Origin of the sequence: Bradyrhizobium sp. CCH5-F6 (genome assembly GCF_001556045.1) — a bacterium.
Lineage (GTDB): Bacteria > Pseudomonadota > Alphaproteobacteria > Rhizobiales > Xanthobacteraceae > Bradyrhizobium.
Genome location: NZ_LSIC01000086.1, coordinates 71305 through 94222 on the forward strand (window position 1 = coordinate 71305; position 22918 = coordinate 94222).

A 22918-nucleotide genomic window follows, 5' to 3' on the forward strand; every position below is an offset into this window, starting at 1 on the left:
CCGGGAGACGCAAAATGAGTGGAAGCGCGGCGGCGGTGATGACGAAGCCCGCCTTTCGCAAGGTTCAGTGGCTCAAGCGCGACATCGATGTCGAGCGCCGCGGCGATGGCACGGTGGTGCTGAAGTCGCGCATTCCGCTGCAGGCCTACGAGAAGCACATCCCGGCCTCGCTGGCGAAATGGGCGAAGGAAGCTCCGGAGCGCATCTGGCTGGCGCAGCGGAGCGGCCCGAACCGTGAATGGCGCAAGGTGTCCTATGCCGAAGCCAAGCGCACGGTCGACGCGCTGACGCAGGCGCTGCTGGACCTCGGACTCGACGGTCGGCCGGTCACGATCCTCTCCGGCAATTCGATCGAGCACGCGCTGATGACGCAGGCCGCGATGCAGGCGCGCGCTCCAGCGGCTCCGGTCTCGCCAGCCTACTCGCTGATGAGCCACGATCACGTCAAGCTGAAATATCTGTTCGACCTGATCAAGCCGGCTGTGGTGATGGTGCAGGACGGCCCGACCTTCGAGAAGGCCCTGAAGGCGCTCGACCTCAGCAGTGTCACCGTGGTTCACGTCGCGCGACCCTGCGACGGCATCAAGAGCGTCAGCTTTGCCGAGCTCGCGGCAACGCCGGTGACAGCCGATGTCGAAGCGTCGATTGCACGGATCACGCCCAAGACTGTCGGCAAGCTCCTGTTTACGTCAGGCTCGACCGGTATGCCCAAGGCCGTCATCAACACGCAGGAGATGATGTGCGCCAATGCGGCGATGATGATGCAGGTGCGGCCGCGCGATCCAAGCGGTCCGATCTCGACCATGCTGGACTGGATGCCCTGGAACCACACCATGGGCGGCAACGCGGCGTTTCACCCGATCCTGGTCGACGGCGGCACACTTTATATCGACGACGGCCGGCCGATGCCGGGCCAGTTCGACGAGACGCTGCGGAACTTGCGCGAGATCTCGCCGACCTATTACGCCAACGTGCCGGCCGGCTACGCCGCGCTCGCTGCGGCCATGGAGAAGGACGATGCGCTGTGCCGCTCCTTCTTCAAGAACCTGTCGATCATGGCCTATGGCGGCGCTCGGCTGCCTGACGACCTCTACGACCGCATGCAGGCGCTGGCGGTGAAGACCACCGGCGAGCGCATCGTGTTCTACACCGGCTGGGGCTCGACCGAGACCGCGCCGACCTCGACCGGCACCTATTGGGACACCGAGCGCGTCGGCCTGATCGGCCTGCCGTTCCCCGGGGTCGAATTGAAGATGGTGCCGTGCGGCTCGAAATACGAGCTGCGTTTGCGCGGCGTGAATGTCACGCCCGGCTATTTCGGCCAGCCGGAGCTGACCAGGAAGATGTTCGACGAGGAGGGCTATTACTGCATCGGTGATGCCGGAATCTTCGTCGATGACACTGATCCCGTGCAGGGCATCATCTTCGCCGGGCGCGTGGTGGAGGACTTCAAGCTCACTACCGGTACCTTCGTTCATGTCGGCTCGCTGCGCACCGATGCAATCGCAGCGGCAACGCCCGTCGTGCATGATGCGCTGGTGGCCGGGCAGGATCGCGCCTTCATCGGTTTGCTCGCCTGGCCCAATTTGCATGCCTGCCGACAGCTCGTCGGCAATCCCGATCTGGGCTTTGCCGAAGCGGTGAAGCATCCCGAGGTGGTCGCCTGCTTCAGGCGCGGGCTGGAAGCGCACAACAGGGAATGCGAGGGCGCCAGCAGCCGCATCATCGCGCGCGCGATGCTGATGGTCGAGCCGCCCTCAATCGACGGCAACGAGCTCACCGACAAGGGCTACATCAACCAGCGCGCCGGCCTCGAGCGTCGCGCCGCGCTGGTGGAGCGGCTCTATGCCGACAGACCGGACGAGGATGTGATCGTGTTGCGATGAAGACGACACTCTCTCCATTCGTCATTCCGGGCCTGGCCCTTCGGGCCATCCCGGAATGACGGCGACAATGAATGACAACGAATAAGAGGCCGCCATGAACTTCGATTTCTCCGACGACCAGAAGCAGCTCCGCGACCAGGCGCGCAAATTCCTCGCCGAAAAATGCCCGCCCAAGGCGGTGCGTGTCGTGCTCGACGGCAAGGCGCCGTACGACAAGGAGCTGTGGAAGGGCCTTGCCGAGATGGGCTTTCTCGGCGTCGCGATTCCCGAGGAGTTCGGCGGCGCGGGCGCCGGCCATCTCGAGCTCTGCGTGATCGCGGAAGAGATGGGCCGGGCGAACGCGCCGGTGCCGTTCTCCTCCACCGTGTATCTCGCTGCCGAGGCACTGCTGATCGCCGGCAGCGACGCGCAGAAGAAGAAATGGCTGCCGGCGATCGCCTCGGGTGAGGCGATCGGCACGCTGGCGCTGTTCGAGGGCAAGGGCAATCCGTCGCCAAAGAACGTCAAGCTGACGGCTGCGAACGGCGTGCTCAACGGCGTCAAGAAGCCGGTTGCCGACGGCGCCATCGCCGATTTCGCGATCGTGGCGGCGCGCACGGGATCGAGCGGACGCGAGAACGACATCTCGCTGTTCCTGGTCGATCTGAAGGCCGGCGGCGTCGAGGTGAAGAGCCTCACCAATCTTGATCCGACCCGCGGGCAGGCCGAGATCACCTTCAGGGACTGCAAGGCCGAGCCGCTCGGCGCTGCCGGCGAAGGCTGGAGCATCCTCACCCAGGTGCTCGATCGCGCCGCGGTGCTCTGCGCGTTCGAGCAGGTCGGTGGTTCCGACCGTGCGCTGGAGATGGGCCGCGACTACGCGCTCGATCGCATCGCCTTCGGCCGGCAGATCGGCTCGTTCCAGGCGGTCAAGCACATGCTGGCCGACATGTATGTGTCGGCGACGCTGGCGCGCTCCAACAGCTATTACGGCGCCTGGGCGCTCTCGACCAATGCGGCCGAGCTGCCCGAAGCTGCCGCTGCGGCGCGCATCAGCGCGACGCAGGCGTTCCAGCACTGTGCCAAGAACAACATCCAGGTTCACGGCGGCATGGGTTTCACCTGGGAGTTCGACTGCCACATGTACTATCGCCGCGCCAACGCGATGGCGCTGGGGCTCGGCAGCCTGTCCTATTGGGAAGACCAGCTGATCGACCGCATGCGCAAGAAGAACGCGGCGTAGCGAACGGTGTGTAGGGTGGGTTAGCCGCTAGGCGTAACCCACCATTGACCGGCAATGCTCGATAGATTGGTGGATTACGCCTAGCGGCTAATCCACCCTACGGAAGACAGAGAAGCACCATGAACTTCGACGACACACCGCAGGAAGCCGAATTCCGCGCCACAGCGCGCGCCTGGATCAGCGCGAACGCGCCGAAGCAGTACGAAGACGAGTTGCGCAAATCCTCGCTCGGCCGCACCGTGCTCAAGAACGCCGACATTCTCGAGGTCGCGAAGGCCTGGCAGAAAAAGAAGGCCGATGCCGGCTGGGCCTGCCTGCACTGGCCGAAGGAATATGGCGGTCGCGGGTCGTCGCCGATCGAACGCGTGATCTGGCAGCAGGAGGAGGGCCCGTTCGGCCAGCTGTCCCGCATGTTCATCATCGGTCACGGCATGTGCGGCCCGACCATGATGGCGTTCGCGCGCGAGGAGCATAAGCGGACATACCTCCCGCCGCTCGCGTCCGGCGAGAAGGTCTGGTGCCAGCTGTTCTCCGAGCCGGCCGGCGGCTCGGACGTTGCTGGCCTTCGCACGCGCGCCGAGAAGGACGGCGACGACTGGGTCATCAACGGCCAGAAGATCTGGACCTCCGGCGCGCATTATTCCGATTACGGCATCCTGCTCACGCGCACCGATCCGACCGTGCCCAAGCACAAAGGGCTCACCATGTTCTTCCTGGACATGAAGAGCCCGGGCGTCGAGGTCAGGCCGATCAAGCAGGCGAGCGGGGCCTCCGATTTCAACGAGGTCTATTTCACCAATGTGCGCATTCCCGACCATCAGCGTCTCGGCGAGGTCGGTGACGGCTGGAATGTCTCGCTGACCACGCTGATGAACGAACGCAGCGCGATCGGCGCGGCCGTCTCGACCGGTTTCCCGGAGCTGTTCGAATATTGCTCAAGCTTGATGCTTGACGATGGGCCTGCGATCGAGGACCGCGCCGTGCGCTCGAAGCTCGCGAACTGGGCGGTGAAGGCGAGCGGGCTGAAATACACCAGCATGCGCGCGATCTCGGCGCTGTCCAAGGGCGAGCGGCCGGGACCGGAGAATTCGATCGGCAAGCTGGTGGCGGGCTCGATGATTCAGGACGTCGCGACCTACGCGCTGGATTTGCAGAGCGCGAGCGGTGTCATCAGCGGCGAGAATGGCGAACTCGCCGGTCGCTTCCAGGCCATGCTGCTGCGCGCGCCGGGTACCCGCGTCGAAGGCGGCACCGACGAGATCATGCGCAACATCATCGCCGAGCGGGTGCTGGGCCTGCCCGGCGACATCCGCGTCGACAAGGACGTGCCGTTCAACAAGATCCCGACGAAGGGAAGATAGTCGTAGGGTGGGTTAGCGCTGCGGATGCGCAAAGCGCATCTGCAGGGCGTAACCCACCATTGGCTGCAACGACGCTCGAACAGAAGAGGTGGGTTACGCCTTCGGCTAACCCACCCTACGAAGAAAAAGAGGTCCGCCATGAATTTCGACGACACTCCGCAGGAAGCCGCATTTCGCGAGACTGCGCGCAAATGGATCGAGGCCAATGCGCCAAAGGAGCTGCATGGCGAGCTTTCAAAATCGTCGCTCGGCCGCATCCGGCTCGCGCACCACGACATCGTCGATGTCGGCAAGGCCTGGCAGAAGAAGAAGGCCGAGGGCGGCTGGGCTTGCCTGCATTGGCCGAAGGAGTATGGCGGCCGCGGCGCCACTCCGATCGAGAAGGTGATCTGGCAGCAGGAGGAGGGCGTCTACGGCAAGCTGACGCAGCCGTTCCAGATCGGCGAGGGCATGTGCGGCCCGACCGTGATGGCCTTCGGCAGCGAGGACGCCAAACGCCGCTACTTGCCCAAGCTTGCCTCGGGCGAGGAGATCTGGTGCCAGCTGTTCTCCGAGCCGTCCGCCGGCTCCGACGTTGCGGGCCTGCGCACCCGCGCCGAGAAGAAGGGCGACGATTGGATCGTCAATGGCCAGAAGATCTGGACCTCCGGCGCGCATTACTCCGACTATGGCCTGTTGATCGCGCGAACCGATCCGAACGTGCCCAAGCACAAGGGCCTCACCATGTTCTTCCTCGACATGAAGAGCCCGGGCGTCGAGGTGCGGCCGATCAAGCAGGCCAACGGCATGCAGGAGTTCAACGAGGTCTATTTCACCGACGTCGTGATCCCCGACAGCCAGCGCCTCGGGGCCGTCGGCGAAGGCTGGAGCGTGTCGCTGACGACGCTGATGAACGAGCGCATGTCGATCGGCGCGCGGCTTGCGACCGGTGTCCCTGAAATGTTCGAGTTCTGCTCCGGTTTGATGCTGGAGGACGGGCTTGCGATCGACGATCCCGCCGTGCGCTCGAAGCTTGCGAGCTGGGCGGCGAAGTCGAGCGGGCTGAAATACACCAGCTACCGCACGATCTCGGCGCTGTCGAAAGGCGAGCGGCCCGGCCCGGAGAATTCGATCGGCAAGCTGGTCTCGGGCATGATGCTCCAGGACATCGCGACCTACGCCATGGACCTCCAGGGCGCGGCCGGTGTTCTCACCGGCAACGACGAGGAGACGGTGCAGGGCCAGTTCCAGCAGATGCTGCTGTCCTCTCCCTCGATGCGCATCGCAGGCGGCACCGACGAAATCCTGCGCAACATCATCGCCGAGCGGGTGCTGGGCCTGCCCGGTGACATCCGCGTCGACAAGGATGTGCCGTACAACAAGATCCCGACCAAGGGACGATGATCTCACCTCTCGCTGTATCTCGTAGGGTGGACAAAGCAAAGCGTGCCCACCATTTGCAGATGCTCCGGGGTAAGTCTGTCGGTGGGCATGGCGCTGTCGCGTCGTTGCCCGCCCTACGAAAGAGCACGAGCTGATCCATGGACGCCACAGTCAAACAGAACGACCGCATCGGCGTTCTCGAAGAGCTCCTCAACGAGCGCTACTCGGTCCGCGCGTTCCTGCCGAAGGAGGTCGATCGCGCGACCATCGAGCATGTGCTGACGACTGCGCAGCGTACCGCGTCATGGTGCAACAGCCAGCCCTGGCAGGTCGTCATCGCCAGCGGCGCCGCCAAGGAGCGCTTTCGCAAGGCGATCTACGCGGAGGCCTCGAAAGGCCTCGGCGATGATTACGACTTCACCCCGCCACGCGAATATGTCGGGGTCTATCTGGAGCGCCGCCGCGAGAGCGGCTTTCAGCTCTACAACACGCTCGGCATCGCCCGCGGCGACAAGATGGCCTATGCCAGGCAGGCGCTGGAGAACTACAATTTCTTCGGCGCACCGCATGTCGCGATCATTCACACCAACGAGCCGCTCGGCATCTACGGTGCGATCGACTGCGGCGCCTACGTCTCGAATTTCATGCTGGCTGCGCAGGCGCTCGGGCTCGGCACCATTCCGCAGGCGGCGCTCGCGCGCCATTCCGGCCTGATCCGCCGCCACTTCAACCTGCCCGACGACCGCCGCGTCGTCTGCGGCATCTCGTTCGGCTACGCCGACCACGCGCACAAGGTCAACAGCTACCGCACCTCGCGTGCGAGTGTGGCCGAGACCGTGACCTTCGTGGAGTGATCGGCCGGAAGCTCAATGCCGTTTGCAGACGCGCGAAGACGGCCGCAAGCGCGGCCATCTTCCTCGTCTCAGGGGGCGCTGACCTCGGCGTTATCCGCCGCTGCCACCGATCACCGCCCGAACGGTCTCGTCGGGACCGAAATCCTCGGCGCCGTCGACATAGAGCAGCGCGGCGAGCTTCGAGCGCGCGCGATTGACGCGGCTCTTGATCGTGCCGACCGCGCAGCCGCAGATCGAGGCCGCGTCCTCATAGGAGAAGCCGGACGCGCCGACCAGGATCAACGCCTCGCGTTGATCCTGCGGTAGCTTGTCGAGCGCCGTGCGGAACTCCTCGAACTCGAGATGCGCGTTCTGCGAAGGCTGAGTCTTCAGCGTCTTGGCGTAGTTGCCCTCGGCATCCTCGACCTCGCGCCGCCGCTTGCGATAGTCGGAGCGGAAAAGGTTGCGCAGGATCGTGAACAGCCAGGCCGGCAGGTTGGAGCCGGGCTGGAACGAATCGATGTTGGCGAGCGCGCGCAGCAGCGTCTCCTGGACCAGATCGTCGGCCCGGTCGGCATTGCCGCTGAGCGAGATGGCGAAGGCGCGCAGACTAGGCACGGCCGCCAGGATGTCGTTACGCAGGGAGTCCGTGAGAGGCATTAATCCCTCCCATTGTTGTTGTCGTTGGATCCGCCCTCATTTTCGACGTGGGGTGTTGCTCCCGGCGCATCAAGCTTCTTGATCAGTTCTGCGAACCGATCTGGAACCCCCTGTCGCACGACATCGTCGTACATCGCGCGCAACTGATGGCCGATCCGGGATTGAATCTCCGGAGTGAGGCCTCCCTTGCCGGGGGTCGTGCTTCTGCTGGCTTGAGACTTGAGATCTTTCATGACCTGTTCCACGTTTCCCCGAGTTAAGTGACTGTAAAATCGAGAGGTTTTCTCAACCGGGAGCCGTTCCCTGGATAGGCACAATTCCAGCTGCGCCAAAAAGTTCCCAGCTAGGCGGAACTTTTCTTGGTCTGATGCGTAGTCAGCCCAGCAGGGGAACCCCGGGCCCCCCGCGTGATGCCTGCACCTCAAGGTTGGCCCGAAGATGAATGGAGTGGGGATGTCCCGTTCACAGCTCGTTGCTGAACACTTGCCGTTGTTGCGCCGATACGCGCGCGCCCTGACGGGCAGCCAGGCCTCCGGTGACGCCTATGTCGCAGCCATGTTGGAGGCCATGCTGGGAGACCCGTCGGTGCTCGACGAGAGCCACGGGCCTCGCGTCGGCCTGTTCCGGCTGTTCACCCAGATCTGGAATTCGGTGTCCGTCAACGACGATGCCGAGGTGACGACCCTGCCGATGCCGCCGGAGCGGCGGCTGTCGAACATCACGCCGCTGCCGCGTCAGGCCTTCCTGTTGCTTTCGCTGGAAGGCTTCTCGGAAGAGGAAGTCGCCTTCATCCTCGGCACCGATGTCGCGGAGACACGGCGGCTGGCCGACGCTGCCGGACGCGAGATGGCCGCGGAGATCGCGACCGACGTGCTGATCATCGAGGACGAGACCTTCATCGCCATGGACCTCGAGAGCCTGGTGAAGAATCTCGGCCACAACGTCGTCGGCGTTGCCCGCACCCATGCCGATGCGGTGGCGCTGGCCAAGAACAAGCGGCCGGGCCTGATCCTCGCCGACATCCAGCTCGCCGATGGCTCGTCGGGCCTGGATGCCGTCAACGAGCTGCTCCGGACGTTCGAGGTACCGGTGGTGTTCATCACCGCGTATCCCGAGCGCTTCCTCACCGGCGAGCGCCCCGAGCCGGCCTTCCTGATCTCGAAACCGTTCCAGCCCGCGATGGTGTCGGCGGTAGCGAGCCAGGCGCTGTTCTTCCAGCGCAACTCGCGCAACCGTGCGCCGAAGGCGCCGGCGGCGTAATAGGGCGCTGGCGGCCTGCCCGCCGGCGAAGTGATCTGATCCGGCGTGCTGCAAGGCACGCCGGATTTTTCATGCCGCTGGCACCCTTGACCGGCCTCGAATTCGCCGATCATACCTCATGCAGCGGCTGCGCTTGCGGCCGCTTCAATCGGAGATGTGCCATGGACCAGACGCTGCTCGATCGCCTCGCCATCCGCGACCTCGTCGAGAACTGGGCGGTCTGGCGCGATGCCGGCGACTGGGAGCGCTTTGCCACCGTGTGGCACGACGAGGGCTGGATGTCCGCGACCTGGTTTCAGGGGCCGGCGCGGGATTTCATGCGGGTCAGCCAGGAGGGATTTGCCAAGGGCGTGCGCATCCTGCACTTCCTCGGCGGCACCAGCATCGATCTCGCCGGTGCGCGGGCCATCGCCCAGACCAAGATGACAATCTCGCAGCGGGCATTGGTGCACGACGTGCTCTGCGACGTCGTCTGCACCGGCCGCTTCTACGATTTCCTCGAGAAGCGGCAAGACCAGGCAGGCATCGGCAAATGGGGCATCGTCCGCCGCCAGCCGATCTACGAGAAGGATCGGATCGATCCGGTCGATCCCGCCGCAACCGTTCGCCTCGACCAGCAGGCGCTCGCCGCGCTTCCCGAAGGCTACCGCCACCTCGCCTACATGCAGGAGCTGATCGGCTACAAGGTCAAGCGCGACATGCCGGGCCTCACCGGGCCGGAAGTCGAGAAGCTGTATGGCGAGGGGCGGGACTGGCTGGCGGGGAAGGCGAAGTGAGGTCCAGACAAAAGTAAGGCGCGACTGGCATCACCACAGTCGCGCCCTACGTCGCCGGCTTATGGGGCAGGGGGGAATAGCCGGCTGCTGAGACGACTCCTGCCCACGAAAGTCGTTCCACCTCGTGCGGAATATTTTGCGCGGCAGCTGCATTTTTCGCACACGGTTAAGTGATCGTGATGGCCACGAACTCCTGATCCTTCGCCCGCGTTGTTCCCGTGATCGCCATGGGGCGAGGGATCGACAGCCATGTCACAGATTCAAAAGGTATTTTTGGGCGCCGTCGCGATCGTCGCGACGCTCGGTGCCGTTCAATTAGCCTCCGGTCATGATCTGGCCGACCGCTGGCAGGCGGTCGCCGACATTCCCAGCCACAGTACGAACTTTGCCCCGAGCCATAACGTCAATCGTGCGGGCAAGTCCGACCGGATCGCCGAGGCCAAGCCCGCGCCGGTTCCGACCCGCACGGTGTCGATGCGGCTGAACGACCTCGCGGACACCTCGGTGCTGCTGCGCGTCCCAGCGGTGATCGAGACCGGCAACGCGAAGTCGCCGCTCCTGCTCCAGAACCAGACGAAGGGCCGTACCAGGCCGACGATCGCCTGCGAGCCGATGGTCAGCTCCCTGACGGAAGTCGCGAAGCTGCTTCAGCCCGGCCGCTGCGTGACCTGATCCGCCCCTTTTCGACATCGGCCCCACCTGGCCGATGCTTCACATCCTCTTGATCCTCCGTTCCCTCGCGCTATATCCGGGTTCCTTCCTTTTTGTTTTGACCGGGTAAGCGCATGACGACGTCAGATACGGCTGTGCATACGCAGCCTTTCCAGGCCGAAGTTTCCGAACTTTTGCACCTGATGGTGCACTCCGTTTATTCGGAAACCGACATCTTCCTCCGCGAGCTCATCTCCAACGCCTCCGATGCCTGCGACAAGCTGCGCTACGAGGCCATCGCCAGTCCCGCCCTGCTGGGCGAAGGCGACGCGCTCAAGATCCGCATCATCCCGAAAAAGACGGCCTCGACGCTCACCATCGCCGACAACGGCATCGGCATGGAGCGGCAGGAGCTGATCGACCATCTCGGCACCATCGCCCGCTCCGGCACCAAGGCGTTCGTGTCGAAGCTCAAGGAGGCCAAGGACGGCCTCGGCCTGATCGGCCAGTTCGGCGTCGGCTTCTACTCCGCCTTCATGGTTGCCGAAAAGATCGCCGTGATCAGCCGCCGCGCCGGCGAGAGCGACGTCTGGACCTGGACATCCTCGGGCGGGTCCGGCTTCGAGATTGCCCGTGCCAGCGACGAGGAGGCGGCACGCGTGACGCGGGGCACCGAGATCGTCCTGCATCTGAAGGACGACGCCAAGAAATACCTCGAGACCTACGAGATCGAGCGCATCGTCACTGCCTATTCCGACAACATCCTGTTTCCGATCGAGCTGGTCCCGGAAGAAGGCGAGCCGCGCCAGATCAATTCCGCAAGCGCGCTGTGGCAGCGCTCGAAGTCCGAGCTGACCGCGGACGACTACAAGAAGGCCTATCAGCAGATCGCCTCCGCCTTCGACGATCCCGCAATGACGCTGCACTACCGCGCCGAGGGCCGCTATTCCTACGCCGTGCTGCTGTTCGCACCGTCGACGAAGCCGTTCGACCTGTTCGAGCCGAACCGCAAGGGACGCGTGAAACTCTACGTCCGCCGCGTCTTCATCACCGACGATGCCGATCTGTTGCCGGGCTATCTGCGCTTCATCCGCGGTGTCGTCGACAGCGAGGATCTTCCGCTCAACATCTCGCGCGAGATGCTCCAGAACAATCCGCAGCTCGCGCAGATCCGCAAGGCCGTGGCGACCCGGGTCGTATCCGAGCTCGAAAGCCTTGCCGAGAAGGACCCCGAGAATTTTGCCAAGATCTGGGACGCCTTCGGCGCGGTGATGAAGGAAGGCATCTACGAGGACTTCGAGCGCCGCGAGAAGCTGCTGTCGCTGTCGCGCTTCACCACGACGTCGGGCGAGAAACGGTCGCTGAAGCAGGTCATCGCCGATTTCAAGCCGAACCAGACCGAGATCTACTATCTCGTGGGCGACAGCATCGAGCGGCTGAAGTCCAATCCCCGGCTGGAAGCCGCAACCGCACGCGGCATCGAGGTGCTGCTGCTGTCCGATCCCGTCGACGCCTTCTGGACCTCGATGCCGTCGGAGTTCGAAGGCAAGCCGCTGAAGTCGCTGAGTCAGGGCGATCTCAATCTCGACCTGATCCCGCGCATCGACGAGGCGGATGAGGCGAAGAAGGACGAGCCGGCCGCGGACGAAGCGGCCACCATCGCCGTGATCAAGGCTGCACTCGGGGAGCGCGTCAGCGACGTCAAGGCCTCGACGCGCCTCACCAGCTCGGCCTCCTGCCTCGTCGCCGACAGCCAGGGGCCCAGCCGCGAGCTCGAGCGCATCCTGTCGCAGCAGAACCGTGGCATGAAGACCAAGCCGATCCTCGAGATCAATTTGCGCCATCCGCTGGTCACTGCGGTCACCAAGGCGCAAGCCGGCTCGAAGGTCGTCGACGATCTCAGCCTGCTCCTGCTCGAGCAGGCGCAGATCCTCGACGGTGAATTGCCGGAAGATCCGGCGGCGTTCGCGGCCAGGCTGAACCGGCTCGTGTTGCAGGGGCTCGGCGCCTAGCTGCCGCATCGGCGATCATGCCCGGGCCTGGGCATGGCCATCCACGTTTTTCCGCGCTCTTGATCGCGCATGGATGGCCGGCCAGGCCCGGCAATGATGCAGCGAGTGCGCTACGAGAGCGCTCCACTCACCTTGCCGTCATAGGCCCCAGGAACAGTCGCCTCTCGCGCGGTGTTATGCCATATGAGATGATCGGCGTCGGTACCGCCGCCGTGATCGATTCGAGGATTTCTCCATGCGCTTGCCGATCCTGACCCTCACCGCGATTGCGGCGCTGTTCGTCGCGACAGATGCCGACGCCCAGACCTATGATCCACGCTATCCGGTGTGCATGCACGTTTATACGCCCGGCGGCTTCGGCGGTGGTGGCGGCGACTATTTCGACTGCTCTTTCACCTCAATCCCGCAATGCCGCGCGACGGCATCGGGCCGCTCGGCGAGCTGCGACGTCAATCCCTATTACGCTTTCGACCAGCCGCCGCCGCGCCGCCGCCAAAAGAAACAGTACTAAGGTTCGCAATGCTATTTCCTCGGATATTCGCGTCCCGTGGTTCGCTAGGTTTGCTCGTGGCCGCCGGCGGCTTGCTCGTGGCCGCGCCCTCGCATGCGCAAACCTTCGATCCTCGGTATCCTGTCTGCATGCACGTCTATTCCGGCGCGAATGGCGGTGGAGGGGAGTGGTACGACTGCTCCTTCACCTCGCTGCCCCAGTGCCGAGCCACCGCCTCGGGCCGCGCCGCGACCTGCGATCTCAATCCGTACTACCCCGTCAACGCGCCACCGCCGCAGCGCCTGCGTCACAAACGCAATGGCTAACGCCTTGCGTGCGGGCTGCCGCTAATCCTTCCTGATTCCCGATATCTCAACCACCTTGCGCCAGCGATCGGTTTCGGCGGCGAGCATGACGCCGAACTCGCTTGCATTGCCGTGCAGCGGGATCGCGCCGAGTTCGGCGATGCGGGCTCTGATCCCGGCATCGGACAGGGCGGTCTCGATCTCACGATTGAGTAGATCGATGATCTCGCGCGGCGTGCCTTGCGAGGAGGAGACACGCGCGGCGCGCCGAAATGACAGGATCTGCTATCGCAAGAATCGCCCTGGGCCGCACGACGATCCCGCTCGCTTGGTAAAGGATGACTAGAGTTAATCGCGCACTAACCGGCTTTTACCTTGTCTCTTAACACCTGGGCAGGGCGCACGGCGTAAGCTGCCGGAACCAGCCCACGCTCTGAGAGAATGAACGGCATGACCACCGGCGTCATCGAGCAAACGAAGGCCGCGCGCGCGCCGTCGGCATCAAAGATCTGGCTGAAGGCTATTGAACTCACCGCACGGATCGAGGCGCTGCCGGGACGGCTGTTCGCCGACGTCGTCGACGATTGGGCGCGACGCCAGCCCGACCGTATCGCGCTGGTCACGGATGACGCCGTGCTCGATTATGAAGGCTTGTCGAAGCGCATCAACCGCTATGCGCGCTGGGCGCGCTCGGTCGGCGTGGGCAAGGGCGATACGGTTGCGCTGATCATGCCGAACGGCATCGACTATGTTGCCGCCTGGCTCGGCATCAGCCGGATCGGCGGTGTGGTTGCGCTGCTCAACACGAAGCTGGTTGGCCGATCGCTCGCGCATTGCCTCGATGTCGCAAGGCCCCGGCTCATCATCGTCGCGCACGATCTGATGCCGACGCTGGAGAGCGCGAAACCGCATCTGAAGACAGAGGCGAAGATCTGGACACACGGTGATGCCCGTGACCAGCGTGCCATCGACGTGGCGCTCGCCGCACTTGACGACGGTCCGCTCCTATCGGAGGAGCATGGCGACGTCACGATCGACGACCGCGCCTTGCTGATCTACACCTCGGGCACCACCGGCCTGCCGAAAGCGGCCAGCATCAGCCACCGTCGCATCCTCAACTGGGGCTTCTGGTTCGCTGGCCTCACAGGCGCGACTCCGCAGGATCGGCTCTACGATTGTCTGCCGCTATTCCACTCGGTCGGCGGCATCGTCGCGCCGTGCAGCATGCTGGCTGTCGGCGGCTCGGTGGTGATTGCGGACAAATTCTCGGCCTCGCATTTCTGGTCCGATATCGTCCGGCATGACTGCACGCTGTTCCAGTATATCGGCGAGCTCTGCCGCTACCTGCTGAAGGCGGCACCGTCGGAATACGAGAATCGTCACCGCTTGCGGCTCGTCTGCGGCAACGGCTTGCGCGGCGACATCTGGGAAGATTTCCAGGCGCGCTTTTCCATTCCGCGCATCCTCGAATTCTACGCGGCGACGGAAGGCAATTTTTCTCTGTTCAACGTCGAGGGGCAGCCGGGTGCGATCGGGCGCATCCCGCCGCTGCTCGCGCATCGCTTTCCGGCCAGTCTCGTCAAGCTCGACCCCGCCACCGGCGTGCCGCTGCGCAATGGCGAGGGCTTTTGCATCGCGTGCGGTCGTGGCGAACCCGGCGAGGCGATCGGCCGCATCGGTACCGCGGAGCAGGGCGGCGGCCGTTTCGAGGGTTACACCGATGCCGGTGAGACCGAGAAGAAGATTCTGCGCGACGTCTTTGCCAAAGGTGATGCCTGGTTCCGCACCGGCGATCTGATGCGGATCGACGACAAGGGCTTCTTCCATTTCGTCGACCGCATTGGCGATACCTTCCGCTGGAAGGGCGAGAACGTCGCGACCTCCGAGGTGAACGATGCCGTGCGCGATTTCACCGGCGTCGTCGACGCCACCACCTACGGCGTCTCCATCCCCGGCGCCGACGGGCGGGCCGGCATGAGTGCGATCGTCGTGAACGAGGGCTTTGACATCGCCGCTCTGCCTGCGTATCTCGCGCAGCGCCTGCCAGCTTATGCCCGCCCGGTTTTCATCCGCATCTCGCGCGAGCTCGATGCCACCGAGACCTTCAAGCAGAAGAAGGGCGAGCTTGGGCGCGAGGGATTTGATCCGGGTACGATCTCCGATCCGCTGTTCATGCTCGAGCCGAAATCCGGCGCCTATGTCGCGCTCGATTCCGACAGATTTGCCGCGATCGTCGACGGCACGATCCGGCTGTAGCGGCAACAAAATCCGCCAGATAGGTCCAATTTTATCTGAATTGTCCAAGAAGCCATTTACTTCTGTCGGGTAGACAGACCGCCATTGGGAGGCGGTCATCAAGAGCCGCCGCAACACGAATGACAACGAAAAGCGAGCCAGCCATGTCGGTAAGGTCAAAGGTCATTGAAGCGATCCAGCAGATCGCCAAAGAGCAGCACGTCACGCTTCCCGCACTGTCGGACGATCTGTCCTTGCACGAGACGGGCTTCGACTCGCTCGCCTTCGCGATTCTCGTTGCTCGCCTCGAGGACGAGACCGGCGTCGATCCCTTCACCATTTCCGAGGACGCTGCGTTCCCCGCCACGGTGGGCGATTTCGTGCGGGCCTACGAAAATGTCCCCGCGTGAGATCTTCGCGCTTCGCGACCATCTCGGCGAGGAGCTGAAGGGCCGCACGATCTCCGATGCGCACGATGTCGTTTCCGTGACCGACATCCTGTCGCACACGGTTCTGGGCGGCCGCCTGCGCGAGCTGTCGGGTCGTGCCGTGCTGCTGAAACTGTCGGACCAGCTCCGGTCCGGCCTTGCCATGATCGAGCTCGACGGCATCGCCGGTCGCATGCTGCTGTGTCCGCCGGATCTCAATCCGGCGCATCTCGATGCGCTGATCGCGGATGCCGGAATTGATGCCGTCGTGACGGACGAGCCGGATCGCTGGGCCGAGATGGCCGTGCCGCTGGTCGTCACTGCACAATTGCCGCTTCAAGCCACCGCGCCGGCCACGAGCGAACGTGCGACGGAATGGTTGATGTTGACCTCCGGCACGTCTGGTGTGCCGAAGATCGCCGGCCATACGCTTCAAGCGCTCACTGGCGCGATCGTTGCCGAAGGCCCAGCGCGCGGACCCGCGCCGGTGTGGGCGACGTTCTACGACATTCGCCGCTATGGCGGCCTGCAGATATTCCTCCGTGCGATCCTCTCCGGCGGCTCGTTGGTGCTGTCCGATCCGCATGAGGCGCTCGTCGATCACGTTGCGCGGCTGAATGCGCGCGGCGTCTCGCACATTTCCGGTACGCCCTCGCACTGGCGCAAGCTCCTGATGAGCGGCTCGGCCGCGCAGTTCACCCCGGCTTACGTCCGTCTCTCCGGCGAGATCGCCGACCAGGCCGTTCTCGACGGCCTGAAGGCGGCATTCCCGAACGCTTCCGTCGGTCACGCCTATGCCTCGACCGAAGCCGGCGTCGGCTTTGCCGTGAACGACGGGCTGGAAGGCTTTCCTGCCGATTATCTCGGCAATCGCAATGGCGTCGAGATGAAGGTCGTCGACGGCTCGCTCCGGATCCGCTCGGCGCGCACTGCGCATGCCTATGTCGGCCGCAGCGCCCCGGCGCTCGCCGATGCCGACGGCTTCGTCGACAGCGGCGACATCGTCGAGCGGCGCGGCGACCGCTATTACTTCGTCGGCCGTCGCGGCGGTATCATCAATATCGGCGGCCTGAAGGTCCACCCCGAGGAGATCGAGGCGGTGATCAACCGCCATCCCGACGTGCGGATGTCGCGCGCCAAGTCGCGCCGCAGCCCGATCACGGGCGGCATCGTCGTCGCCGACGTGATCCTCGCCGAGTGCACCGATCCGGCGCGCGCGAAGGATATCCGCGACCAGATCCTGGATCAGTGCCGCGCCCAGCTGGCGTCCCACAAGGTGCCTGCGTTGATCCGCTTCGTCGAGGCACTCGACGTCACTCCTGCCGGAAAGCTGGCGCGCACCGATGCATAACGTTCTGGTCACCGGCGGTAGCCGCGGTATTGGTCTTGCGATTGCAAGGCGCCTCGTCGGCGCCGGCTACAACGTGATTGCGGCCGCGCGGCGCGAAAGCGAGGAGCTCAAGGCGGCAATCGCCGAGTCCGAGGGGCGCCTGCATTTCCGTGCCTGCGATCTTGCCGTGATCGATGCGATCCCCGCCTTCGCAAAACTCGTTCGCGACGAATTCGGCCCGATCTACGGCCTCATCAACAATGCCGGCCTCGGCACCGAAGGCCTGCTCGCCACCATGCACAATTCCGAGATCGCGGCCTTGGTGCAGCTCAACGTGCTATCGCCGATCATCCTCACCAAATATGTCGCGCGGCAGATGATGGCCGATGGCGCCGGCCGCATCGTCAACATCTCCTCGATCATCGCGACGACCGGTTACAACGGCCTGTCCGTCTACGGCGCGACCAAGGCCGCCGCCACCGGCTTCACCCGCTCGCTGGCGCGCGAGGTCGGCAAGCTCGGCATCACCGTGAACGCGGTCGCACCGGGGTTCATCGACACCGAGCTCACGCACAATCTCTCCGACGAAGGCCGCAGGCGCATCGCCGGCCGCAGCGCGCTGCGCAGGCTGCCGGAGACGGAGGACGTCGCGCGCATGGTGGAATACCTGCTGGGCGAGGGCGGCCGCAACGTGACGGGATCGGTGTTCACCGTCGATGCGGGGAATACGGCATAAGTGGAACTCTGCGGTCATGATTGCATTGATCCGGCACAATGACATTCAGCCGGATTTGGTCGTAAGATGGCTCGCAATCGATTGGATTACGTCAATCGATCTGTCCCAATCGACAGGGAGCAGTCCATGACCGTGCCAAACATGACCGCTTCAAATCAGGGTCGCACGGAGCAATCCCGTGCGAAGCCGGACGATGTCCGCTGCCCGCCGATGACACATCAGAATTCCGGCAGTCACGGACACGAAATGTACCCACAGCAATTCGTCCGCCTGGTCGGCTGCCATGACGCGTCTCTCGACACCTTGCGCAAGCGTCAGGACGAGAGGCTGCACTGAAGCGCGATGAGATCAGGATGGATCGTCGTCGCGCTTTGGATTGTTGTTTGAGCATGATCTTCCCGGAAAGCCGCTGCACGTTTGTCCGGATCATGCTCTAGCCGCTCACGTCCGCTGCTTCGGCAAGTCCTTCGGCAGGTCAATTCGTTCGTGCGAGAATTCCGGCGGCCCTTCGGTGAGGCGACGAATGCGACGTTCGCGTTCGTCCACCGGCAACGCGGGGTCGAGCAGCGACTCGATCTCGTGGACTGCGATCTCTTCGATCCTGGTGGTGGCGTCCGATGCGATCGGGTGCCCCGGCGTGGGGACCGGGGGTGCGGCCTTCAGGCCCAGTTCGATGAGCTCGCAGATCGCATCCGAGCGGGTCAGGCGATGAGCTTCAGCCCAGGCATCGACGGCTGCCGTCAGTCTTTCGGGCATCTTCACCGCGCTGACGGGGTCGATGCCCGTGCGCCGACGGACCGGAGAGGTGGAGTCCTTTTTGCCGAAGTCGGACACCTCGATCATCCCATGCAACCCTTGGAGCCGAGCGACGATAACCGTTCTCCCCGGCCGCTCGTTTGATGCCGATCAATGACCACGCCCGGCATTGCAATCGGGCCGCGTCTTGTTGTCCGGGTCCGTTTCGGCCAATGATCGAAAAGGCGAGCCGGCCCGCGAACCCGGATCTATCCCGCCACGTATCTGTTTCGCATCCCAACCATCCGGACCCCGATGACATCAGGCGAATCTTTCTACGGCAGCATCCCCGTCTTCCGCGGTTTCACCAGCCTGATGGACCCTCTGCTCTATTCGCCGCTGCCGGAGGACTGGAGCATCGGCGTTGCCGACATCGTCGATTCGACCAAGGCGATTGCGGCGCAGCGCTACAAGGCGGTCAACATGGCCGGCGCCGCGGTGATCGCGGCGGTGACGAATGCGCTGGAAGGGCGCGAATTCCCTTTCGTGTTCGGCGGTGACGGCGCCGGCTTCGCCGTCGCGCCCCACGATCTGGAACTGGCCCGCGAGGCGCTGGCTGCCACCGCGACCTGGGTGCGGGAAGATCTCGATCTGACCATGCGCATCGCGCTGGTGCCGGTCAGCGCCATCCGTGCGCAGGGCCTTGACGTCCGCGTCGCCCGTTTCGGTCCGTCGCCGAACCTGTCCTACGCGATGTTCTCCGGCGGCGGGCTCGCCTGGGCCGACGCCGCGATGAAGCGCGGCGAATTTGCGGTCGCCGAGGCGCCCGCCGGCACGCAGCCCGATCTGTCCGGCCTGTCCTGCCGCTTCGAGGTGATGCCGGCCTCGCGCGGGCTGATCCTCTCCGTGCTGGCGATGCCTGCGCGCGACGCCGATCCGCGTGCCTTCCGCAAGGCGATCGAGGACGTCATTGATCTGGTCGAGCGCAGCCCGGACGGCGCCCGTCCGGTGCCCCCGCAGGGGCCGCCGCTGAAATGGCCGCCGGAGGGGGTGGATTACGAAGCCCGCACCAGGCGCGGAGGTCCGCTGCTCGTGCGCCGCGCAGGCGTGTTGGCCTACACGCTGTTCGTCTATCTGATCATGCGCTTTGATCTCAAGGTCGGCGGCTTCGTGCCGAACGTCTACAGGCGCCAGGTGGTCGAGAACTCCGATTTCAGGAAGTATGACGACGGCCTTCGCATGATCCTCGACTGCACGCCGGAGCTCGAGCGCGCCCTCAGTGATCGTCTCGCCGTGGCCGCGCGCGCCGGCATCGTGCGCTACGGCCTCCACCGGCAGGACGCCGCCATGATGACCTGCTTTGCGCCCTCGGCGCTGCGCAGCGACCACGTCCACTTCATCGACGGGGCGCGGGGCGGCTATGCCTCGGCCGCAACGGCGCTGAAGGCGATGGCCGCGGCCGCGGCCTAACGCCGCGCGCGCGTCAAGGTCTCGCCGCCGCAGAGGGCACCGACGCAGCCTACGCCCCGCAGCCAATCCGCCGATGTCACCGTGCCTGCGTTCATTCTGCCTGCGCTCATCTGCCCCATCGCACGAAGGCGACCGAGGCGGCGGTCGACAGCCCGAACACGACCATGGCGCCGCCGACCAGCGCGAACAGGGTCCAGGCCGGAGCTTGCGCGGTCATGAGTCCGACGCCGCCGATCGCGACGATCAGGAGCCGTGCGGTGGAAGCGAGCACGGGCCCGCCGACGCGTGCCGCGCCTTGCGAGGAGAAATACAGCGACACGCCTATGCCGAAGAACACGAAGGCCGGGCCTGCCCAGTGGAAATAGCTGTGCGCGGCGGCGCTGACGCCTGGATTGCGCGTGAAAAGCGACACCCACAGCGCGGGATCGAGCGCGACGACGAGGCCGACCGTGCCGACGGTGAGGCCTGAGGCCGCGGCTGCGGTCCAGGCTACGCGCCTGGCGCGTTTCACATGTCCGGCGCCCATCGCCACGCCGACCATCGGTACCGAGGCGATGCCGAAGGCGAAGGTGATCGGGATCAGCAGAAATTCCAGCCGTGATCCGATGCCGTAGCCTGCCAGCATCTCGGTGCCGAACGTCGCGAGGATTTTCGTGAAGATCAGAATGGTGAGCACGGTCTGGAGCGGCGACAGGCAGGCGACCGCGCCGACTTTCAGAATGTCCAGGAACATCGCGCGTTCGAAATGGAACGCCCGGAAGTCGAGCTGCAGCCGGCTGCGGCCCGACACGAGATACCAGACGAAAAAGATCGCGGCGCAGCTGAAGGCAATCAGCTGGCCGGCGGCAACCCCGGGCATGCCGAATTGTGTCACGCCGAACAGGCCGAGCCCGAGCGTGCCGCCGAGTGCGACCTGCAGTACGCTCGCGCCGATCAACGTCATCGACGGCAAGCGCATGTCGCCGGTGCCGCGGATCACCGAGGCGAGGGTGTTGACGAGCCAGATCGCGACCGCACCGGAGAACAGCACCTGCGAATAACTGCTGGCTTCCTCGAGCACCTGCCCGCGGCCGCCGAGCAGGGTGAAGAAGGAGCGGCCGAAGACGAGCATCATCACCGTGAAGAACAGCCCGCCGCAGACGCCGATGATGGCGGCATGCAGCGCCAGCGTCGCGGCGCCGTCGCGATTCCCCGCACCCAGCGCGCGGCTGATCGCGGAGGAGACGCCGCCGCCCATCGCGCCCGCGCTCATCATCTGCGTCAGCATCGCGAACGGAAACACCAGCGCGATCGCGGCGAGCGGAACGGTGCCGAGCCGGCCGATATAGGAGGTCTCGGCGATGGCAACCAGTGTGCTGCCGACCATCGCGATCATGTTGGGGATCGCGAGCCGGAGCAGCGTCGGCAGGATCGGCGCGGTCAGGAGGCTGGCGATGGAGGAGGCGACCGGCGCAACCGGCGGGACGGCGTCTGCAGGAGCGTCGATCGTCATGTTCACCGGACGGAAATTTAAATGATGGTCGACATATTATAGGGCGTGGGGCAGCGGGCGCAGCCCTCGCTCACGCAGGGCTCACCACGGCAGGCCGCATAGGTCGATCGTGCCCAGCGTCGGCGCGCGCACGATCTCGAAGACATACGGTGCCATGTATTCGAAGCGGATCCGCCCCTCCGGCTGCTCGCAATAGACCTCGCCCTTGAAGGGCTGCCATTTGCGGGCCTCATAGAACGCGAAATTGTGCGGCTCGCAGAACAGCAGCGCGAAGCGGACTGCCTCGTTGGCCCTGATGGTGTGCAAGGCCGCGTCGATCGCCACGGTCGCATAGCCGCGGCCGCGGCGGTCCTCGCGGGTGCAAACCCCGCCGATGCCGCCAATGTGGACCTTCTGCCCGTTCCAGGTGACGGTGCGGAAGTAGATGCCGACGTGGCAGACGAGACCATCCTCGGGCGTCTCGATCAGCACGCGCAGGTTCGGATTGGCCCATTTGACGTGAGCCCAACGCGGCTTCTCCGCCGCATCGTGTCCCCAGACCGCACTGAGCAGCGGCTTTGCGATCGGCCACGAGGCGTCGCCGTTCAGGATGTCGATCTCGATGCTCATGGCCCTGTCTTTCGCAACGTCGGTGCGCGGGGCATTCGTTCTGCCATAAGCGCCTCAAAGGCAATGATATTTTGCATCGAGCCGCCAAGTCCGCGGAGTCTTCGCGTGCTGCGACGATTTTATGCAATCGTGCCACGCGCCCGCTTCACGCGTTTTCGCAAATTCTGAGGTATTTAACGGCCGCGGAACCTTCTATAAGGGGTGACCGTTAGAACTCGTTCCCATCAGTTGCGGACAAGAACCCATGACCTTTACGCTCCCCCCACTCCCTTACGCCTATGACGCCCTCGGCCAGTACATGTCGAAGGAAACGCTGGAATATCACCACGACAAGCATCATCAGGCCTATGTCACCAACGGCAACAACGCGCTCAAGGGGACCGAATGGGAAGGCAAGTCCCTTGAGGAGATCGTCAAGGGCTCGTTCGGCAAGAATCCCGCGGTGTTCAACAATGCCGGCCAGCACTACAACCACATCCACTTCTGGAGCTGGATGAAGCCCAATGGCGGCGGTACCAAGCTGCCGGGCAAGCTCGAGAAGAAGATCAACGAGGACCTCGGCGGCTTCGAGAAGTTCAAGGCCGACTTCCAGGCGGCCGGCGTCGGCCAGTTCGGCTCCGGCTGGTGCTGGCTCCAGGTCAAGAACGGCAAGCTCGAGATCTCCAAGACCCCGAACGGCGAGAATCCGCTGGTGCACGGCGCCACCCCGATCCTCGGCTGCGACGTCTGGGAGCACTCCTACTACATCGACTATCGGAACCGTCGCCCCGACTATCTCAAGGCGTTCGTCGAGAATCTCGTGAACTGGGAATACGTCGAGTCCCTGTTCGAGAAGGCGTAAGCCAATCACTCCGTCATCCCGGGGCGATGCGCAGCATTCGACCTAAGGTGCGCACTTGCGCACCTGAGGATCTTGAGATTCCGGGTTCGGCTTCGCCGCCCCGGAATGACTGACAAAGGCGGTCGCGAGCGCGGCCGCCTTTTTTGCTGTGCGGAATTGCCCTGCGCGGCGCGCGCACGGGTCTGCCATCGTACTGTTTGCATCGATCGGACTCGGCCCTTAAT

Annotated in this window: 23 protein-coding genes; 18 read left to right on the plus strand and 5 right to left on the minus strand. The window is 64.5% G+C overall.

All coding sequences use genetic code 11. From position 1 onward, the window contains the following. The first annotated feature begins 14 nt into the window (after positions 1-14). The 5 genes from AX729_RS15910 to AX729_RS15930 all read left to right on the plus strand — a co-directional run bounded on the left by AX729_RS15910 (position 15) and on the right by AX729_RS15930 (position 6685). Positions 15-1886 carry an AMP-binding protein gene (locus AX729_RS15910; RefSeq protein ID WP_061024608.1) on the plus strand — a complete coding sequence of 624 codons (1872 nt, stop codon included), beginning with the start codon at positions 15-17 and terminating at the stop codon, positions 1884-1886. 94 nt (positions 1887-1980) lie between these two features. Then, the gene (locus AX729_RS15915; protein ID WP_061024609.1) at positions 1981-3108 is read left to right on the plus strand and encodes an acyl-CoA dehydrogenase family protein; all 1128 of its coding nucleotides are present in this window, start codon (positions 1981-1983) and stop codon (positions 3106-3108) included. A gap of 119 nt (positions 3109-3227) precedes the next feature. Continuing rightward, a complete protein-coding gene (locus AX729_RS15920) occupies positions 3228-4469 on the plus strand; it encodes an acyl-CoA dehydrogenase (RefSeq protein ID WP_061024611.1) in 1242 nt (413 codons plus the stop codon). Between the two features lie 138 nt (positions 4470-4607). Then, positions 4608-5852: an acyl-CoA dehydrogenase gene (locus AX729_RS15925; RefSeq protein ID WP_061024614.1), complete on the plus strand. Its 1245-nt coding sequence runs from the start codon at positions 4608-4610 to the stop codon at positions 5850-5852. 137 nt (positions 5853-5989) lie between these two features. Continuing rightward, positions 5990-6685 (plus strand): nitroreductase, encoded by a 696-nt coding sequence (locus AX729_RS15930; protein WP_061024616.1) that lies wholly within the window; start codon positions 5990-5992, stop codon positions 6683-6685. A gap of 90 nt (positions 6686-6775) precedes the next feature. Here the strand turns inward: AX729_RS15930 and AX729_RS15935 are convergent, their stop codons facing one another. Then, the gene (locus AX729_RS15935; protein WP_018316216.1) at positions 6776-7324 is read right to left on the minus strand and encodes a sigma-70 family RNA polymerase sigma factor; all 549 of its coding nucleotides are present in this window, start codon (positions 7322-7324) and stop codon (positions 6776-6778) included. Next, on the minus strand, positions 7324-7557 hold the full coding sequence (locus AX729_RS15940; RefSeq protein ID WP_024337325.1) for a NepR family anti-sigma factor: 234 nt from the start codon (positions 7555-7557) through the stop codon (positions 7324-7326). The genes AX729_RS15935 and AX729_RS15940 overlap by 1 nt, the downstream gene beginning before the upstream one ends. Positions 7558-7777: 220 nt before the next feature. Between AX729_RS15940 and AX729_RS15945 the strand changes: the two genes are divergently transcribed. The 11 genes from AX729_RS15945 (at position 7778) to AX729_RS15995 (ending at position 17883) form a co-directional block, all read left to right on the plus strand. Then, on the plus strand, positions 7778-8584 hold the full coding sequence (locus AX729_RS15945) for a response regulator (RefSeq protein ID WP_061024618.1): 807 nt from the start codon (positions 7778-7780) through the stop codon (positions 8582-8584). Positions 8585-8745: 161 nt separating this feature from the next. Continuing rightward, positions 8746-9360: a nuclear transport factor 2 family protein gene (locus AX729_RS15950; RefSeq protein ID WP_061024657.1), complete on the plus strand. Its 615-nt coding sequence runs from the start codon at positions 8746-8748 to the stop codon at positions 9358-9360. Positions 9361-9609: 249 nt separating this feature from the next. Continuing rightward, the gene (locus tag AX729_RS15955; protein ID WP_061024620.1) at positions 9610-10032 is read left to right on the plus strand and encodes a hypothetical protein; all 423 of its coding nucleotides are present in this window, start codon (positions 9610-9612) and stop codon (positions 10030-10032) included. A gap of 113 nt (positions 10033-10145) precedes the next feature. Then, positions 10146-12023: a molecular chaperone HtpG gene (htpG, locus tag AX729_RS15960; RefSeq protein ID WP_061024622.1), complete on the plus strand. Its 1878-nt coding sequence runs from the start codon at positions 10146-10148 to the stop codon at positions 12021-12023. Between the two features lie 235 nt (positions 12024-12258). After that, on the plus strand, positions 12259-12534 hold the full coding sequence (locus AX729_RS15965; RefSeq protein ID WP_061024624.1) for a DUF3551 domain-containing protein: 276 nt from the start codon (positions 12259-12261) through the stop codon (positions 12532-12534). 8 nt (positions 12535-12542) lie between these two features. Beyond that, positions 12543-12839, plus strand: a complete 297-nt coding sequence (locus AX729_RS15970; protein ID WP_061024626.1) for a DUF3551 domain-containing protein — start codon at positions 12543-12545, stop codon at positions 12837-12839. A gap of 420 nt (positions 12840-13259) precedes the next feature. Then, positions 13260-15074 (plus strand): long-chain-acyl-CoA synthetase, encoded by a 1815-nt coding sequence (locus AX729_RS15975; RefSeq protein WP_061024628.1) that lies wholly within the window; start codon positions 13260-13262, stop codon positions 15072-15074. A 143-nt stretch (positions 15075-15217) separates the two neighbouring features. Continuing rightward, a complete protein-coding gene (locus AX729_RS15980) occupies positions 15218-15463 on the plus strand; it encodes an acyl carrier protein (protein ID WP_015688794.1) in 246 nt (81 codons plus the stop codon). Beyond that, positions 15450-16832: a class I adenylate-forming enzyme family protein gene (locus AX729_RS15985; RefSeq protein ID WP_061024630.1), complete on the plus strand. Its 1383-nt coding sequence runs from the start codon at positions 15450-15452 to the stop codon at positions 16830-16832. Before AX729_RS15980 ends, AX729_RS15985 begins: the two co-directional genes overlap by 14 nt. Then, positions 16825-17547, plus strand: a complete 723-nt coding sequence (locus AX729_RS15990) for an SDR family NAD(P)-dependent oxidoreductase (protein WP_061024632.1) — start codon at positions 16825-16827, stop codon at positions 17545-17547. The genes AX729_RS15985 and AX729_RS15990 overlap by 8 nt, the downstream gene beginning before the upstream one ends. A gap of 126 nt (positions 17548-17673) precedes the next feature. After that, positions 17674-17883, plus strand: coding sequence for a hypothetical protein (locus AX729_RS15995; RefSeq protein ID WP_061024658.1), 210 nt, complete (start codon positions 17674-17676; stop codon positions 17881-17883). A 105-nt stretch (positions 17884-17988) separates the two neighbouring features. Here the strand turns inward: AX729_RS15995 and AX729_RS16000 are convergent, their stop codons facing one another. Next, positions 17989-18390, minus strand: a complete 402-nt coding sequence (locus AX729_RS16000; RefSeq protein WP_061024633.1) for a hypothetical protein — start codon at positions 18388-18390, stop codon at positions 17989-17991. Positions 18391-18597: 207 nt separating this feature from the next. On the opposite strand from AX729_RS16000, the gene AX729_RS16005 reads away from it, so the two are divergent. Beyond that, a complete protein-coding gene (locus AX729_RS16005; RefSeq protein WP_061024635.1) occupies positions 18598-19752 on the plus strand; it encodes a DUF3095 domain-containing protein in 1155 nt (384 codons plus the stop codon). 106 nt (positions 19753-19858) lie between these two features. Here the strand turns inward: AX729_RS16005 and AX729_RS16010 are convergent, their stop codons facing one another. Both AX729_RS16010 and AX729_RS16015 read right to left on the minus strand, forming a co-directional pair. Then, a complete protein-coding gene (locus tag AX729_RS16010; RefSeq protein WP_061024636.1) occupies positions 19859-21244 on the minus strand; it encodes an MATE family efflux transporter in 1386 nt (461 codons plus the stop codon). Positions 21245-21325: 81 nt separating this feature from the next. After that, entirely contained in the window at positions 21326-21853 is a 528-nt protein-coding gene (locus AX729_RS16015) for a GNAT family N-acetyltransferase (RefSeq protein WP_061024638.1), read from the minus strand. 244 nt (positions 21854-22097) lie between these two features. Between AX729_RS16015 and AX729_RS16020 the strand changes: the two genes are divergently transcribed. Then, positions 22098-22694 (plus strand): superoxide dismutase, encoded by a 597-nt coding sequence (locus AX729_RS16020; protein ID WP_061024641.1) that lies wholly within the window; start codon positions 22098-22100, stop codon positions 22692-22694. Positions 22695-22918 lie beyond the last annotated feature (224 nt).

Coding starts and splice junctions, on each gene's coding strand:
- AX729_RS15985 (WP_061024630.1), top strand. CDS start 15,450: ATGTCCCCGCGTGAGATCTTCGCGCTTCGCGACCATCTCGGCGAGGAG.
- AX729_RS16020 (WP_061024641.1), top strand. CDS start 22,098: ATGACCTTTACGCTCCCCCCACTCCCTTACGCCTATGACGCCCTCGGC.
- AX729_RS15990 (WP_061024632.1), top strand. CDS start 16,825: ATGCATAACGTTCTGGTCACCGGCGGTAGCCGCGGTATTGGTCTTGCG.
- AX729_RS15910 (WP_061024608.1), top strand. CDS start 15: ATGAGTGGAAGCGCGGCGGCGGTGATGACGAAGCCCGCCTTTCGCAAG.
- AX729_RS15980 (WP_015688794.1), top strand. CDS start 15,218: ATGTCGGTAAGGTCAAAGGTCATTGAAGCGATCCAGCAGATCGCCAAA.
- AX729_RS15930 (WP_061024616.1), top strand. CDS start 5,990: ATGGACGCCACAGTCAAACAGAACGACCGCATCGGCGTTCTCGAAGAG.
- AX729_RS16010 (WP_061024636.1), bottom strand. CDS start 21,244: ATGACGATCGACGCTCCTGCAGACGCCGTCCCGCCGGTTGCGCCGGTC.
- AX729_RS15925 (WP_061024614.1), top strand. CDS start 4,608: ATGAATTTCGACGACACTCCGCAGGAAGCCGCATTTCGCGAGACTGCG.
- AX729_RS16000 (WP_061024633.1), bottom strand. CDS start 18,390: ATGATCGAGGTGTCCGACTTCGGCAAAAAGGACTCCACCTCTCCGGTC.
- AX729_RS15955 (WP_061024620.1), top strand. CDS start 9,610: ATGTCACAGATTCAAAAGGTATTTTTGGGCGCCGTCGCGATCGTCGCG.
- AX729_RS15965 (WP_061024624.1), top strand. CDS start 12,259: ATGCGCTTGCCGATCCTGACCCTCACCGCGATTGCGGCGCTGTTCGTC.
- AX729_RS15970 (WP_061024626.1), top strand. CDS start 12,543: ATGCTATTTCCTCGGATATTCGCGTCCCGTGGTTCGCTAGGTTTGCTC.
- AX729_RS15935 (WP_018316216.1), bottom strand. CDS start 7,324: ATGCCTCTCACGGACTCCCTGCGTAACGACATCCTGGCGGCCGTGCCT.
- AX729_RS16005 (WP_061024635.1), top strand. CDS start 18,598: ATGACATCAGGCGAATCTTTCTACGGCAGCATCCCCGTCTTCCGCGGT.
- AX729_RS15995 (WP_061024658.1), top strand. CDS start 17,674: ATGACCGTGCCAAACATGACCGCTTCAAATCAGGGTCGCACGGAGCAA.
- htpG (WP_061024622.1), top strand. CDS start 10,146: ATGACGACGTCAGATACGGCTGTGCATACGCAGCCTTTCCAGGCCGAA.
- AX729_RS16015 (WP_061024638.1), bottom strand. CDS start 21,853: ATGAGCATCGAGATCGACATCCTGAACGGCGACGCCTCGTGGCCGATC.
- AX729_RS15915 (WP_061024609.1), top strand. CDS start 1,981: ATGAACTTCGATTTCTCCGACGACCAGAAGCAGCTCCGCGACCAGGCG.
- AX729_RS15975 (WP_061024628.1), top strand. CDS start 13,260: ATGAACGGCATGACCACCGGCGTCATCGAGCAAACGAAGGCCGCGCGC.
- AX729_RS15920 (WP_061024611.1), top strand. CDS start 3,228: ATGAACTTCGACGACACACCGCAGGAAGCCGAATTCCGCGCCACAGCG.
- AX729_RS15940 (WP_024337325.1), bottom strand. CDS start 7,557: ATGAAAGATCTCAAGTCTCAAGCCAGCAGAAGCACGACCCCCGGCAAG.
- AX729_RS15945 (WP_061024618.1), top strand. CDS start 7,778: ATGTCCCGTTCACAGCTCGTTGCTGAACACTTGCCGTTGTTGCGCCGA.
- AX729_RS15950 (WP_061024657.1), top strand. CDS start 8,746: ATGGACCAGACGCTGCTCGATCGCCTCGCCATCCGCGACCTCGTCGAG.